This is a genomic window from Neorhizobium sp. SHOUNA12A (assembly GCF_023006505.1).
In the GTDB taxonomy this organism is placed as follows: Bacteria; Pseudomonadota; Alphaproteobacteria; order Rhizobiales; family Rhizobiaceae; genus Neorhizobium.
Map to the genome: position 1 here is coordinate 48,060 of NZ_JALBGV010000031.1, position 15,012 is coordinate 63,071.

General features: G+C 58.7%; 15 protein-coding genes. 8 read left to right on the forward strand and 7 right to left on the reverse strand.

The window, feature by feature from the left end; all coding sequences use genetic code 11:
- The first annotated feature begins 23 nt into the window (after positions 1-23).
- On the forward strand, positions 24-320 hold the full coding sequence (locus MOV63_RS15775) for a nucleotidyltransferase family protein (protein ID WP_247034776.1): 297 nt from the start codon (positions 24-26) through the stop codon (positions 318-320).
- Between the two features lie 111 nt (positions 321-431).
- Complete coding sequence (locus MOV63_RS33000) at positions 432-566, forward strand: hypothetical protein (protein WP_405029339.1); 135 nt, start codon at positions 432-434, stop codon at positions 564-566.
- A gap of 98 nt (positions 567-664) precedes the next feature.
- On the opposite strand, the gene MOV63_RS15780 is transcribed toward MOV63_RS33000, so the two are convergent.
- Positions 665-895 (reverse strand): hypothetical protein, encoded by a 231-nt coding sequence (locus MOV63_RS15780; protein WP_247034777.1) that lies wholly within the window; start codon positions 893-895, stop codon positions 665-667.
- A 690-nt stretch (positions 896-1,585) separates the two neighbouring features.
- Between MOV63_RS15780 and MOV63_RS15785 the strand changes: the two genes are divergently transcribed.
- On the forward strand, positions 1,586-1,909 hold the full coding sequence (locus tag MOV63_RS15785; RefSeq protein ID WP_247034779.1) for a DUF1236 domain-containing protein: 324 nt from the start codon (positions 1,586-1,588) through the stop codon (positions 1,907-1,909).
- A 514-nt stretch (positions 1,910-2,423) separates the two neighbouring features.
- Positions 2,424-2,708: a hypothetical protein gene (locus MOV63_RS15790; protein WP_247034781.1), complete on the forward strand. Its 285-nt coding sequence runs from the start codon at positions 2,424-2,426 to the stop codon at positions 2,706-2,708.
- Positions 2,709-2,756: 48 nt separating this feature from the next.
- Here MOV63_RS15790 and MOV63_RS15795 read toward each other — a convergent pair whose 3' ends face one another.
- The 5 genes from MOV63_RS15795 to MOV63_RS15815 form a co-directional block, all read right to left on the reverse strand.
- On the reverse strand, positions 2,757-4,268 hold the full coding sequence (locus MOV63_RS15795; RefSeq protein WP_247034783.1) for a M81 family metallopeptidase: 1,512 nt from the start codon (positions 4,266-4,268) through the stop codon (positions 2,757-2,759).
- Between the two features lie 30 nt (positions 4,269-4,298).
- Positions 4,299-5,369, reverse strand: coding sequence for an ABC transporter substrate-binding protein (locus MOV63_RS15800; protein WP_247034785.1), 1,071 nt, complete (start codon positions 5,367-5,369; stop codon positions 4,299-4,301).
- 17 nt (positions 5,370-5,386) lie between these two features.
- Positions 5,387-6,187, reverse strand: coding sequence for an ABC transporter permease (locus MOV63_RS15805; RefSeq protein WP_051900709.1), 801 nt, complete (start codon positions 6,185-6,187; stop codon positions 5,387-5,389).
- 76 nt (positions 6,188-6,263) lie between these two features.
- Positions 6,264-7,172: an ABC transporter permease gene (locus MOV63_RS15810; protein WP_247034787.1), complete on the reverse strand. Its 909-nt coding sequence runs from the start codon at positions 7,170-7,172 to the stop codon at positions 6,264-6,266.
- Positions 7,169-8,296 (reverse strand): ABC transporter ATP-binding protein, encoded by a 1,128-nt coding sequence (locus tag MOV63_RS15815; RefSeq protein ID WP_040124847.1) that lies wholly within the window; start codon positions 8,294-8,296, stop codon positions 7,169-7,171. The genes MOV63_RS15810 and MOV63_RS15815 overlap by 4 nt, the downstream gene beginning before the upstream one ends.
- A 247-nt stretch (positions 8,297-8,543) precedes the next feature.
- Between MOV63_RS15815 and MOV63_RS15820 the strand changes: the two genes are divergently transcribed.
- The 4 genes from MOV63_RS15820 (at position 8,544) to fabG (ending at position 13,141) form a co-directional block, all read left to right on the forward strand.
- Complete coding sequence (locus MOV63_RS15820) at positions 8,544-9,248, forward strand: GntR family transcriptional regulator (RefSeq protein WP_309500833.1); 705 nt, start codon at positions 8,544-8,546, stop codon at positions 9,246-9,248.
- Between the two features lie 89 nt (positions 9,249-9,337).
- Entirely contained in the window at positions 9,338-10,672 is a 1,335-nt protein-coding gene (locus tag MOV63_RS15825) for an aspartate aminotransferase family protein (protein WP_247034789.1), read from the forward strand.
- Positions 10,662-12,368, forward strand: a complete 1,707-nt coding sequence (locus MOV63_RS15830; protein WP_247034798.1) for an acetolactate synthase catalytic subunit — start codon at positions 10,662-10,664, stop codon at positions 12,366-12,368. Before MOV63_RS15825 ends, MOV63_RS15830 begins: the two co-directional genes overlap by 11 nt.
- Positions 12,368-13,141 carry a 3-oxoacyl-ACP reductase FabG gene (gene fabG / locus MOV63_RS15835; protein WP_247034804.1) on the forward strand — a complete coding sequence of 258 codons (774 nt, stop codon included), beginning with the start codon at positions 12,368-12,370 and terminating at the stop codon, positions 13,139-13,141. The genes MOV63_RS15830 and fabG overlap by 1 nt, the downstream gene beginning before the upstream one ends.
- A gap of 295 nt (positions 13,142-13,436) precedes the next feature.
- Here the strand turns inward: fabG and MOV63_RS15840 are convergent, their stop codons facing one another.
- Positions 13,437-14,144, reverse strand: coding sequence for a GntR family transcriptional regulator (locus MOV63_RS15840; RefSeq protein ID WP_080719349.1), 708 nt, complete (start codon positions 14,142-14,144; stop codon positions 13,437-13,439).
- Positions 14,145-15,012: the final 868 nt, after the last annotated feature.

The following is a 15,012-nucleotide window of genomic DNA, read 5'->3' on the forward strand; positions in this document are numbered from 1 at the left end:
GCGGAATGATATAAGCTAGCGATATGAACAGAAGCGACGCCATTCAGAAGCTCCAGCAGCGTGCCGATGCCGTGAAAGGCATGGGCGCAACGGCCATGTATCTTTTCGGATCGACCGCCCGCGACGAAGCCCATGCGCCAAGCGATCTCGATCTGTTCATCGACTATGACCCTGCCACACGGTTCTCGCTCCTCGATTTGGTCGGGATTAAGCAGTTCCTGGAGGAAGAGCTTGCCGTGGAGGTCGACGTGACAACACGCAGTAGCCTGCATCCGATGCTGCGGACCGACATCGAGCAATCAGCCATTCGTGTCTTCTGATGGTCAAGCGCAAGGTCGGGCCGGTTCTGGCTGAAATTCTGGAAGCCGTCGAAGGCATTCAAATTCACACGACCGGAAAAGTCCCTGGCGGAGTTCGAGCGCGATTGGCTGCTGCGCCTCGGCACCCAACGGGCGCTGGAAATTATATCTGAAGCCTGCCGTAACATTCCCGGTGAGCTGTTGAACCTTGCTCCCGACGTTCCGCGATTATTGTCGCAAGCTTATGGGCCCTTGCGACCGATTTGAATGCACCGTTCTGAAGCGGCCTGGACGGCAGTCCCAATGAGCGGACGCGCACCCGGGTCGCGCAGCTGGCCCTCTCGGAGCTTTTCTGTCTCCCTACCCTACTGGTGTTGCTGGCACGAGTGTTGACCGGACGCTGTCTCAGCCGTCATGTTCGCCAAGATGATGACGTACTCATCCGCTGCGTCGGCGAGGATAAGTGCGATTTCTTGCCGGCCGAGCCCTTCCTGCTGAAGGCGCTCGATCATCTCCAGCATCGCGGCTTCGACCCTGAAGCGGTGCGCAGGCAGAGGTTCGTATGGTTCATCGGGTGTCTGTGTTCGCATGTCCATGATCTGTTTCCCCATGGCAGGGGAGCATCGCACACCGTCCGCAGTCTGCAAGAAGATGCTTAATTAACGGTTAACGAGATCGCCTTGCAGCTATCAAAATCGGACCGGGCTCGACCCATTCCTGGGTCGGCGCTCTCGGAGACCAGTGAGGGAGACCTCGTAGAGTAGTGGATCACTGGTGAACGCGGATGGTGACGGGGAACAGGCATTGGGAGACGCGCTGAAATCAACATCCGCGTTCCATCCTTTAACAAGTGCAGTTCACGGAAGTTTCGTGTACCTGGAAATTTTGTTGAAGATAGTCCGACCGCAAGGTGCGGCTATGTCTCGAAAATCCCGGCTAACGATTTGGATCTAGATCCACGTATTTCGGAACATAGTAGCGGGCAACGGCATTCCGTCGGCGATCCAACCGGATCTGAAATCAGACCCACCAGTAGGTGCCACCATGAATAGCATCGTATGGCTCGTCGGAGCCGTCGTTATTGTCCTCTTTATTCTCGGCTTCTTCGGACTGAGGTAATATTTACTCGAGCGACGCACAGATGTTGCCCGAAAATTGCAGCCGTAGCGACTAGATATTGGTTCCTGGATGAGCGCTTCGGACGCGCCAAAACGTCGTCCAGCCGTAGCCGACCATTTGCCTTCCCCTCGGGCTGCGCTATTTCCTCTTAAGGAGGATCTAATATCTTGACGCTGAAGTGGGAGAAACCGGTTCGGGCCGCAGGCGGGCCGCTCGAGGCGCACCGATTCTTGATGCACGGATGGCCGCATCGGAAAAATGAGGAATGGTCAGCGGCTCCATCCGACAAGGCGGTGGAATTTGTCAGCAGGCAACCCATGCCTGCCAATCCTGTACAGGTCAGCGAGAAGATTGCGGTTGGCCAGCCGATACCAAACAACCTCGTGCTGTCACCTATTCCGGACGCGCCCAACTTCGCCTTCACGATCGTCAATGACAAACGCCTGATCATCGACCCCAAGACCTTCGTGGCGGTGCGGATCGTTGAGTGACAAATGGGCCCGTCCCGGCGATCGACTATGATTCACCTCAATATCTGAGGGCGGAACGATCGCATCCGTCCGACGTTCTCTCTGCGCTGGAAATCAGAGGCAATCCCATGCGAAATTATATCCGACTGACGACGCTGCTCGTCGGACTATCCGCTACTGCCGCTTTCGCTCAGTCTCCGCCGGCCGACACTTCGCCGCTGCCGAAGGCACCTCCGGAAGTAACAGCAGGCAATCCGCCACCACCTTCGGGACCACGTGGACCGGGACCCGATAGGGGCCACCGCCCACCGCCGTCAGAACGTGGAGCCCGCATCCAAGTCGAGAACGGTCGGACGCGGGTCGATCTGCGATGCGCCAATTCAGATTCTACAAAAGATTGCGCCGACGCATTGATACAGATCCTCGACCGGATCCAAACGTCGGCTTCGACCGATGGCGAATCGGGACGCGGCTTCAGCCGCGATCGTGGGAGCGAGCGAGGATATGATCGTGACCGGGATGATCGGAGATAGTTATGAAGCGCGACTACATTTCCGAGGTCGACCGTATTGGCAAACAACTTGCCGATCTCCGTACTACGCTCGCTGGGCAAGCTGGCGACGCAGCGGAAAGTGCGACGACATACATCGCTCCTAAGGCTCGCCAGTTCGCACGGCAATTCCAAAAGGAAAGTTACGGTCTTGGCAGGGCTGCCCAAAGGAACCCTTCCGCGGCAACTGGAGCCATCGTCGGTGTCATGCTGCTTGGGGCGGCGGTGGCTTGGCTGTTAACGGCGGGTGGCGGAGAGAAGGACGGCTGACTTTTTCAGGGGATGGCATACCCAAGCGCCACCCCCCAAACCTACTGATCATGCCGAAATAGTTCTGCCCCCAAACGCTTTTGTCTCGATGGCTTTGAGGTCGATGTCATGCTCCGGCCAAAAGCGTGATTTGTCGTAACGGAAGATCCCCTTCCGGTAGTAGCCGACCCCGGGCGTCGATACGAGGAGCGGCGTCGCAATCCCTTTGAAATTCATCGTGAAGTGATAACCCGACTTCACCACAACGAAATCGATGGACTTCAGATCAATTCCCTGGCTCCTGAACACGGCAGGGTCGTGACTAAAGGCAGGTTTGCTGGTGAGAAGCACAAACACTCGCCCTTCGACCAGAACGACAGCCGCCGCACCGAGGGAGCTTGCCTCCCCGCCATGGAACGGCCCGGCGAGCGTATATGCGCCGTCGCTCAGGTGAATCACTTTCCCGGTGATCCTGCGCGACGATAATCCGGGCGAAATCTGTCCGCCGACGTCGAGCGTGACCGTGGCGCCCAATCCAGCATCCTGTGCGTGTTTTACGCTGGCCGCATCGGTAATGGTCAAGGCACCTCTAAGCTCCGCGAAATGGTCCAGCACTTCCGCCAGCAAAACCGTACTGTCACCGGGCGCACCGGCTAGAATCCGATCGCCCATGTCAGCCATGACATATGGGCGGTTGGCTGGTTGCGATCGCACGATCTCGAAGGCATCACGTATCTCGAAGAGATCATCGACGAAACGTTCCCGGTTGTCCCAGAACGTCCATGCGAGGTCCTTGGCCGCCTGCGAAGCCAGCGGAAGGGCTCCGTCGGTCATGATCGTCACCACCTGCCCGATGTTGTAGTCGTCCGCGTAGCGAAAGACGTTGTAGATGGAGATATCCACTATGCCACTTGTTCTGGCTGCAAGCTCTAGGGCCTTGTCGTGAATCTCGCCAAGCGGCCCACTCGCGGTTTCGCCGGCGCCTGGCAGGATCATCGGCACCCGGGCACTGATCACGACCGGTCGCAAGTCGCCTTTCAAAACCTGCAGGGTCAGTTCCGCGGCTCGCATGCCGCATTCGACGACGTCCGAATGCGGATTTTCCTTGCACGCAATGCAGATGTTGGTGTTTTCCAGCATGGCGTCGGTCAGGTGCGCGTGCAAGTCGAGACCGATTCCGATTGGAACGAGGGGGCCGAAATGTCGCCTGAGATAGGCCAGCAGATCTCCTTCGAGGTCGGCGATCTCGGTCGAAGCCGCCGCGCCGTGCAGATCAAGGATGATTGCATCAGGGCGCGATGCCTGGATCCGCTCGACCAGTTCGGTGCGGATCGCTTGGTAGAATTCGTGGTCGACGAGACCGCTTGGTGGGCCTGAGACCGAGATCAGCGGCAGGATCTCGACGTTCGCTTGCCTGAGATACCGGATGATGCCTCCCAATGTCGAGCCGGCACATTCAAACACTGCTTCGCCCCGTTGTATCTCGAATTGGTCGGCGGTGGCCGGTTGCGGATTGAGGCGATTGGACTCGTGATATAGGCGGCCGACGGCAATCCGTGGCCTCTGGTTGGTCACGTTCATAATTTTAGAGCTTTCTGTTCGGTTGAGGCGTTAGCGCTGATTCCACTCGTTCCAGCGTTCAAGCAGCATCTGGTTGTTCGCGTTTATCCAGGCTGCGTCCGGCCGGATGAGCTTCTCGAACACGTCTGGTGAGGTCGGCGCGGCCGCCTGCGCTTCTGCGTTCATCGCCTTCGCGGCCGAGTATCGGGCCGGCGTGCAGGTGAGTGCCTCACAGACCCTGGCCTGCGCCTGCGGATGCGCGAGGAAATATTCGAGGAACTTGATCGCGTTGGCGCGATGAGGCGCTTTCTTGATCAATGCCCAGCGGTCCCCGACAAGAAAGGCCTGATCCTGGCTCCAGGCGAGCGGCTGGCCTTCCTTCTTCAAGGCGGACGCGCGCGTCTGCCAGATCTCGCCCGCGACATACTCTCCGTTGCGAAACCCTTGCGTACTCTGATCGCCCGTCTTCCACCACAGACTGATATGCGGCCGGATCGTATCGAGCTTGCCAAGCGCGCGATCGACGTCGAGCGGGAACAGCGCGTCTGGCTTTACGCCGTCCGCAAGCAGTGCTGCCGCCATGACCCGCCATGGGTCATTGAAATTCGGCATCGAACGTGGCCCGGGGAACTTCTCTACGTTGAAGAAATCTCCCCAGGTCTTCAGGCCGGGTGCTGGAAACGACCGGGTATTGTAGGCCAGAAGTGTCGTGCCGTAGGCGGAGAGCACGCCGGAGGACGCGCAGGCGCCCGGGAGCAGATCCGTGTCGCCCTGATAGGCGCGGCAGAACTCGGTCATATCCTCGTTCATCGATTTGTGGAGCTCCGAGGCCGCCTGGATCTCGCCGGCCTGATAGAGGTCCCATTCGACATTGCCCGTTTGTGCCATCGCCTTGATGCGGGCGACATTCTCGGCGCCCGTGCCGGATACGGTGATCACCTGGATCCCGGTCTCCTTGGTGAAGGGGTCGAAGAAATGGGTCCGCATTTCCTGTTCCAGGGTCCCGCCGGTCGTCGCGATGACGAGCTTTTCCTGGGCAGACACCGAACCCGATCCCGAAACAGCGAAAACGGCTGCAGTGATCAGGCCTGCATTCGTGCAATTCTTCAAAAATCTACGCATTGTCTGCTGTCCTCCCATCAATTCCAGCTCGTGGCCTTCTGGTGTTTTTGGAATAGCGTGAGGCCGCCCATGACCAGCAGCGAGACGAGCACCATGATCGTCGAGACCGCCGCCACGACCGGCGTCAGATTGAAGTCGATGTCCTCGAACATCTTGCGGGTGATGGTCTTGCCGTCGATCCCGGAGAGGAAAAAAGCGACAGTCGCCTCGTCGAACGATGCGAGGAAGGCAAACACTGCACCGCTTGAGACGCCTGGCGCGATGCCGGGTAGCACGACGCTGAAGAATGCCCTCGACCGGCCGGCGCCACAGTTCAACGCGGCGAGTTCCAGCGTCGTGTCGAAGCGTTGAAGTGAGGCTGTGACCGTCAGAACGACATAGGGGACGGCGAGCATCGTGTGGGCGATCAGAAAGCCGACGAAGTTGCCTGACAGTTTCAGCGGCGCGAAGGCCACGAACACCGACACTGCAATGACGATATGCGGAACGATCATCGGGCTGATCGTCATCGCCTGAAGAACGGCCTTTCCCGGCAAGTCGCCACGGACAAGGGCAATCGCCGCAAGCGTGCCGATGATCGTCGCCGTGGCTGTGGTCGCCAACGCGATCTTGAGACTGAATAGCGTCGCGGCGATCCAGTCGGGATCGGTCAGATATCGCACGTACCATTTGAAGGTGATGCCTTTCGGTGGAAACTCAAGGTAGTCCGCCGATCCAAGCGACATGGGGATCACCAGCACGGTCGGAAGAATCAGAAAGAACAGCAGCGCCGCCAAGCCAACCGTCATCGCCACCCCGGAGATGTAACGCAGACCCATTGCCTGATGACGGGCAGGTTTCGGGCGGCGACCTTCAATCTCAGCCGCTTCGCGCTCGGCGAGTGCATAGTCCATGTCAGGAGACACCGGCGAATCCTCGATTGAGAGACAGAGTTTTGCGAAAGGCGACGACGAAGGTGAGCGTTGCTGCAAGAAGCACCGTCGAGAGTGCGCCCGCAAAAGCCCAGTCGAGTGTCTCGGTGGTTTGCTGTCCGATGAGCGTCGCCATCAGCATCGTGCGGGGCCCACCGACCAGAGCCGGCGTCACATAGAAACCGAGTGCCAAAATGAAGGTCATCAGGCAGCCCGCAAAAACACCGGGCAGGCTCAGCGGCAGCATGATCCGCCAGAAGACACTGAGTGTCCCTGCCCCCAGGTTGCTCGCGGCCTGGCCAAGTTCGTTCGGGACGGCGCGCACCGCCGCGAAGATCGGCAGTATCGTATATGGTAGGAGCACATGGGTCATCGCCATGACAACCGCCCCTTCCGTGTAGATCAGGCGCAAAGGCTCGGTGATCCAGCCCAGGTCCAGAAGGAGCGCGTTCACAACACCCTTGCGCTGCAACAGCACAATCCACGCGTAGGACCTCACCAATGTCGAGGTCCAGAGCGGGATGAGCACGCATACCGTAGTCAGGGCCGCCCACCTGCGTGGCAGTTTCGCCATCGCAAACGCGATCGGATAGCCGATAACGAGGCTCGCAATCGTCACCGCAAATGCGATCTCGAACGTCCGCAGCAAAACCGTCAGATAAAGCGGTGAGCGCATGAGCCGCTGGAACTGCTCAAGTCCGAATTCGGGTGCGAAGAAACTCCCGAGCAGCAGCTTGCCAACGGGATAGAGGAAGCCGAAACCCATCAACAGCACGAGCGGAGCGATGAGTATCAGGGAGAGTGTTTTTGAATAGCTGCGTGCGGAGCCGGTCAGGGGCCGGCGCCTGATCGCTTCCGTAGACGGGACCCCGATGGTCGCGGTAACGGTCATTGAACAGACCCCGCAAGCTCCGGAAACAGCCTTACAGCAGAGGGAGCGATCATGAGATCGACCATCTCTCCCCGCGCAAATGTCGCCTGTCCGATGAGCGAAGGAACCAGGACCTGAACCGGCGCCTCCCCCTGCCCCTCAATCTGGACGAGGATCACATGCGCCTGGCCAAGGAAGATAACCGCCTCGACCGTCCCTCGCAGCACAATGCCGCTCTGGTGACCAGGTTCGAAACGCTGCCTGATGATGATATCTTCGGGTCTGATCGCGACGCGGACCCTGCAGCCCGGCCGGTATTGTTCGGCCTCTCCATTCAAGACCAGATCGAACGAGAGAGTAGCATGCCCCGATATTCGCACTCGGAAAGTGCCATGGTCGCTTCCGACAAATTCCCCCTTCAGGAAGTTCATCTTGCCGACGAATTCGGCGACAAAGGATGTGGCCGGTCTTTGATAGAGGTCAAGCGGCGATCCGACCTGTACCAGTCGGCCCTCCGACATCACCGCAATACGGTCGGACATGGTCAAGGCTTCTTCCTGGTCATGGGTGACGTAGACCACCGTGACTCCGACCCGGTTTTGAATCCGCTTGATCTCGGTCTGCATGGTCTCGCGAAGTTTCTTGTCAAGCGCACTGAGTGGTTCGTCCATCAGCAGGACCGGGGGCTCGGCGATCAATGCGCGCGCGACGGCGACCCGTTGCTGCTGCCCACCCGACAGTTGCTGCGGATAGCGGCCTTCAAAGCCGGTCAACTGGACAAGACCCATCATGTCGGATACCCGACGATTGATCTCTTTGGTTGCAAGGCTTCGCATTCTCAGTGGAAAAGCGATGTTCTGCTCTACAGTCATGTGAGGGAAAAGGGCATATTTCTGGAACACCATGCCAACGGCGCGCCGGTTGGGAGCCAAATACGTAATGTCTCGAGACCCAACACGAATCTGCCCTGAATTCGGGAACTCAAACCCCGCGATCATCATCAGCAAGGTCGTCTTGCCAGATCCGGATGGCCCCAGCAGCGACAGGAATTCGCCCGCCTTCACGGAGAGAGAAACATCCGAAACGACAGATTTGTCGCCGAACTGCTTTTCGATCCCCAGTATATCGATAGGTTCTCCGTTCAATGTCGGTTTTCCTCCACAAGATTGAGCGAGCTCTCAGCAATGGCAGAGCCATATGTTCCGGAAACAAAACGGCCGATAATCGCAAGAAGACGCGATGTGTCCACGCTCCCGCAGCCGGACGTACCGTCGGCGGGTTGGTTTTATTCCCCTGCGCACGTTCGACGTGCTTGTTCGTCTGTCAGATGTAACGTCTATACATTTGGGATTTTTTTGTTGCAACAAAATTATCGTGGTGGAGAAAAAAACTTTGGCAGAACCTTCAATGGAAGAGGCTGATGGACTGGTCGGCGGCTCGAACAAGGTGATGGGCCTTGGTGATCGCGCTTACGAGGATCTGAAGGAAAAGCTAGTGCGCGGGGCCTATCCGCCGGGCCATAAGATCACCGTCCGGGCGGTCGCCGAGGAACTCGGCTACGGCACCACGCCGGCACGCGATGCGCTCAACCGCCTGGTTGCTGAGCGCGCGCTCGTCTTTTCCGGTCCGAAGACGGTCGTCGTCCCGACGCTGTCGCTCGCGGAGCTATATGAGGTGACCCAAATGCGCCTGCGCTTGGAGGGATTGGCCGCGGAAAAGGGTGCGATTGGCGCCGGATCAGCTGATATCGCTCGATTGGAGGCCTTTCAAGGCGAGATCGATGCCGCGCTGGCGGAAGGTCGGTACGCGGATGCGCTCTGGAGCAACAAGGAGTTTCACTTCCATATCTACGGTCGCGCCAACATGCCGATGCTGCTTGCAACGATCGAGACGCTCTGGCTTCGCGTCGGCGCGGCATTCAACGATCTCTATCCGGAATTCGCGATCTCGAAATACGGAATTCAGAACCATCGCGCTGCGCTGGAGGGGCTCCGTCATGGGGATCCCCAGGAGGTCAAGGCCGCGATCGAGACCGATATTCGCGACGGATACCGCCGCCTGCGCCAGGCATTGAGCGAGCGCGCTCCAAAAAAATAGAACTTTGCCTCCGAATTTTGTTGCAACAAAAATAGAATCCTGTTTCTTTTGTTGCATCAAAGCGGCAAGCCTGCCGCCCGGAGGTCAACATGCAACTGGCAATACCAAGGCCGGGCGGCTCGCCCGGAGAAATTTCTGCGCAACTCGCACAAAGGGCCACACGGGTCTTCCCGGGAGGCATCACACGCAACACGGTGGATCGGGATCCCGGCCTTTACTACATCGGCTGGGGCCAGGGCGCCCATCTGCATGACGTCGACGGCCTGCAATTCCTCGATCTCAACAATAATTTCACGACGCTGATCCACGGGCATGGGTTCGAACCTGTCGTCGATGCCGTGACCAGGATCTTGCGGGATGGGACCTGCTATTCGAACCCAACAGTCCATGAGATCGCATTGGCGGAGCTTTTGTGCGATCGCGTGCCAGCGGTGGAGCAGGTCCGCTTCGTCAATACCGGCACCGAGGCCGTGATGTTTGCGATCAAGGCGGCTCGCGCCCTGACGAGCCGGCCAGGTGTTGCCAAGATCGAAGGCGCCTATCACGGCGCCTATGACTGGGCGGAAGTCGGCCAGATGGGAAGCCCGATCACCTGGGGACCTCGGGACAATCCTTGCCCGGTCCCTGCCTATCATGGCCAGCCGAGCGCGGTCTTGGACGACGTTGTCATTCTGCGGTGCAACGACATCGAGGCCGCCGTTACCCGGATCAAGGCGAATGCGTCGAGACTTGCGTGCATCCTCATCGATCCCATGCCGAGCCGAGCCGGGCTCATGGCGCCGGACCCGGCCTTTCTGGAGGCCGTCACGCGGGTGGCGAGGGAAAACGGGATACTGATCGTTGCCGACGAGGTCCTGAACCTTAGACAGGGTTATGAAGGCGCATCCGCCCGCTTCGGTCTTGATCCTGATCTTGTCGCCATGGGCAAGATCATCGGCGGCGGATTTCCGATCGGTGCGATCGGCGGAAAGCGAGGCTCTATGGCGGTGTTCGGGACCGCACTCCTGTCGCAGGGAGGCACCTTTTCCGCAAACCCGGTCTCCATGGTCGCTGGCCTTGAGGCGATGCGGGCGATGACCAGAGATAATTTCGATCGTCTTGAAACGCTTGGCGAGGGTCTGCGGGCGAGGCTGCAAGCTTCGATCAAGCACGCCGGGGCGCCGTTCAGCGTGTCCGGCTCCGCCTCGCTTTTCCGCATCCACCCGAAAACGGTGGCCCCGTCCGAGTACCGAGAGGCGTTCCTCAAGCCGGGGGAAAGCCGGGCAATGACCAGGCTCGACTATTTCATGAAGGACCATGGCGTGCTGATGCCGAAAGGTGCCGCCTCGTCCCTCTCCACTGCGATGACCACAAGCGACGTCGATCTCGTCGCGGACACGTTCGAAAAGTTTCTCGACACCCAGGATTTTCACCATGACGACTGAGTTTGAGACTGTTGCACAGCGTGTGGCACTGGCGCTTCGCCGCCACGGCGTCGATGTCATTTTCGGCCAGAGCCTGCCTTCGGCGGTGATCCTTGCCGCGGAAGCGCTTGGCATCCGCCAGATTTCCTACCGCCAGGAAAACATGGGCGGTGCCATGGCCGACGGTTACGCCCGTATGTCCGGACGTGTGGCCGTCGTCGCCGCGCAGAACGGACCGGCCGCGACCTTGCTGGTACCGCCGCTTGCCGAAGCGCTAAAGGCTAGCATTCCAATCGTGGCCCTTGTTCAGGAAGTGGAGCGGGACCAGGCAGACCGCAACGCTTTCCAGGAGCTCGACCATATCGCTCTTTTCCAGTCGTGCTCGAAATTCGTCCGGCGTGTCGTGACCGCGGACCGCATCGACGACTATATCGACATGGCCTTCACGGCGGCAGCGTCAGGTCGTCCAGGGCCCGCGGCGTTGCTCCTCCCGGCCGACCTGTTGCGGCAGGCGGCGGCAGTGCCACTGGTTCGACGAAGCGCAAATCTCGGATTTTGGCCGCTGGACAACGTTCGACCGTCGGATGATGAGATCATCGACCTCGCCCAACGAATTGCCAGGGCAGAAGCCCCTGTGGTCATCGCGGGCGGGGGTGTCCATGCGGCCGATGGACCGCATGCCCTGGCGCACCTGCAGGACCTCGCGTCGTTGCCCGTCTTCACAACCAATATGGGGAAGGGCGCGGTGGACGAGTTCCATCCGCTTTCTGCGGGGCCGATGACGCTAATGGGCCCCTTGTCGCTGGGTGCACGGACACGTCAGCTTCTCGATGAGGCGGACCTCATCGTCATGGTCGCGACCCGCAGCAACCAGAATGGTACCGACAGCTGGCGCTTGATCCCGCCGACGGCGACAATCGTTCACATCGACATTGATCCGGTCGAGATCGGCCGGAACTACGAGGCCATTCGACTGGTCGGCAGTGCGTCCGAAACACTGAAGTCGCTTTGCATTGCGTTGAAGAATGTCGATCTCTCGACCCGTAGAAAAAAGAGGCGCGGATTGGAAGCCGCCATCGCAGATGCCTGGTCGGCTTTTGCGCGGGATCGTCTCTCGCTGATGGAGCAGAACGGGCGACCGCTCCGGCCTGAAGCGGTGATGAAGGAATTGCAAGAACGAATGACCGCGCAGACAATCGTGGTCGCAGACGCGAGCTATTCATCAATGTGGATCGTCGGGCAATTGCGATCGCTTCGAGCCGGCATGCGCTTCCTCGCGCCGCGTGGCCTTGCCGGCCTCGGCTGGGGTCTCCCACTCGCACTGGGCGCAAAAGCTGCAAGGCCTGGGCAACACGTTATCGCGGTCGTCGGCGATGGTGGGTTCGCCCACAGTTGGGCCGAGCTCGAGACACTCGTGCGCTCAAGGTTGCCGGTCACCATCCTTCTTCTGAACAACGGGATACTTGGCTTTCAGAAGCACGCCGAAACCGTGAAATTCGGCGAATATACCAGCGCCATCCACTTTCACGACGTTGACCACGTCAAGATTGCCGAGGCATGCGGTTGCCCGGCTGTGCGGTCACACTCGATAGCGGATGTGTCCGCAGCGCTGGACAGGGCGTTCGAGACGGATGGCCCCCTGCTGGTCGAAATCATGACAGACCCAGATGCTTTCCCGGCTCTGTCGCTGTTTGCCGGACTTGAGGTGGCCGCGTGATGCCGACTTCTGTCTCGCCAATTGCCATTGTCACCGGCGGAACATCAGGCATCGGGCTCGCCTGCGCCCGGAGGCTGTTGTCGTCAGGCCATCGGGTGGCCGTCTTCAGCCAGCAGAGCTATCGCGTGGACGAGGCAAAAGCCCTGCTCACGAGCTATTCCGACGGGGACAATGTCATCGCCGAAACGGTCGACATACGGAACGTCGGGGCGATCGCCCGCTTCGTTCGAATGGTCATAGACCGCTGGGGCGCCCCGTCGGTACTGATCTGCAGCGCAGGATACTCTCCAAAGCGAAACGGCGCTCCGGCGCGGTTCGATGCGATTGCCCTCGACGAATGGAACGACGTCCTGTCCGTCAATTTGACAGGACCCATGGTTTGCTGCCAGACGGTCGTTCCGGCCATGGCATCACAGGGTTTTGGCCGCATCGTCTTCATCGGGTCGGTCGCTGCCCGCACCATGCCGCGCATCGCCGGCGCGAGTTATGTCGCCTCGAAAGCAGGCCTTGCTGGGCTGGCGCGCTCGCTCGTCAACGAATATGCAGGTCGCGGCGTGACAGTGAATACGATCGCCCCCGGCCGAATTCTGACAGAGATGACCATGCCGAGCGACTCACCTGCAAATCGGGCAGCGCTTGCCCGGATCCCTGCGGGCCGGCTCGGCCAACCTGACGATGTCGCGGCAGCCGTCGAATTCCTGACATCTGCGTCGGCGGGCTTCATCAACGGTGCGATCCTGGACGTGAACGGCGGCGAGTTTCTACCGGCGTGATGACCACTACGGCATCCTCCAAGGCATCGTGGTCAGCTTTTCGCGAATATGGAATGGAATTTGTGCGGCCGACACCGCCATGTGACGCGCATTTCTCAGTTCTTCGATTGCCAGAACGACACTCAACCGTGCCACCTGCCCAGCAGTTCGGAATAATCAAATGACCACCAACGCATTCCATTGACAATACGCTGGATGCATTGGTCCAACGCTGCGTTCCTCCCATCGGAGCAGTGGCCTCCGGTTGCTCGCGCGACTCGAAATGGCAAGGATTGTTAGTCACGTGACCGAAGGATCACAGCAAATCCTCAAGCGGTACCCGAGCTTGCTGCGCTCGCAAATTTAGCTCTTTGATAAGATCCTGAAGTCCCCTGATCTTTCTCCGGATTTGGTCTTCGAGGATCGCGATTGCCGCTGTCCGATTGCCAGCAATCATCGCGTCCTCGAACATACTCATCTGGTTCACGAGGGAGAAGAAGGGCGGAGCCGACATCAAACCGAATTGGCGAATATGTGTCGTGCGGTCGCTGAACTGTCGCATATTTCGGATTAGGCGAACATTTCCAGAAAGGATGGCGATCCGATCGTACAAGTTTTCGACGTAGGACGCAGCCAAGGCCGCCTCCGCCTCATCCAACCCACGCACGTCTGTCGCGAAATCCGGCCGAAGATCCGAAACGCTCTGGAACGGCGCGGAAGGATCTCTTTCGATCGCAAGCCTCGCCATGGTCAGCGCCATTTCGTAGTCGCCGGCCACCTCCTCCAGGTCAAGTGCCTTCGCGACATATCCGCGTCCTCTCGTAAATCCAATAATATCTTCGTCCGCTAGCCGGATTAAAGCTTCACGAACAGGCGTGGGGCTAACTCGCATTTTTGCCGCCAATACGCGGATGTTTAAAAAAGCTCCGGGGCGATGTCGATGACGATAAAGAGCAGCCTTGATTCGGTGATAAGCTTCCGCCGCTTTGTCCGGCGCTGTCGGATAGAGATCGCTGTCCTGCATAAAATTGAAATGCCTGTTTATCTGGATTGCGCAGCCGGAGTGCCCTCCACTACACGCACGGAAAAGTAGTCCTACTACAAATCGCTTCGTCAATTATCTAATTTCGTGCCGATTTCTTCGATATATCGGAGATATTGATATATGCCTCTCTTGCAACCAACGATTTTGCTCTGGTAGTGTTCTTGAATAAGAAGTAATAGCTGAAGTTTTTGAGGGGGGTTTTGCTAACCATCTGGCGTCTATTGCGAAATCTCCGGCTTCGAGCAGAAAATGCTATGCCATTGGTCGAATGGGGGGGGCGTCGAACGCATGGCGCGATTGCTCTATCCGATCGCTGCAACCGTCACCACAAGTACAGATTGCGCCTAGCTCAACTTAACGTGATCTACAGTCATATTTTTAGATATTCTACCGTGAGCTGTAATTCATGCAGGTGAGGCGCCGCCAAAATCTGACGGGTCTTAGAAGTTGGTCTGCAGCCGTGAAATAGGCAGCTTAGTGCTTGATCTTCCAATATCGAGCTTACGACGTCCAGGGGTTTGCTGCAGACATTCATGGCTTAGCAGTCGATCGGACTACTGAGAGAGTTAAGCTCTTGCCCCGGACGTCAGACCATAAAAGGCCGCGCCTAGACCTACTGGACCGGCCAGACCCAAAATGGGCGGTTACGGAAATCGACAAACCTGGTCACTACCTGCGTTCGTTGCATCACGCTCTCGACTGCATCCGCGCGCGCTGGCTACATTTCGAGATACTGCATGGATGATGAAACCGATGACTTCTGGGCGCTCTTGGCCCAACATGCCCAAGTCGTAGCAAAGATAGACAATTTGCAAGCCAAGTCGCATCCCACGATCGAAGACAAGCA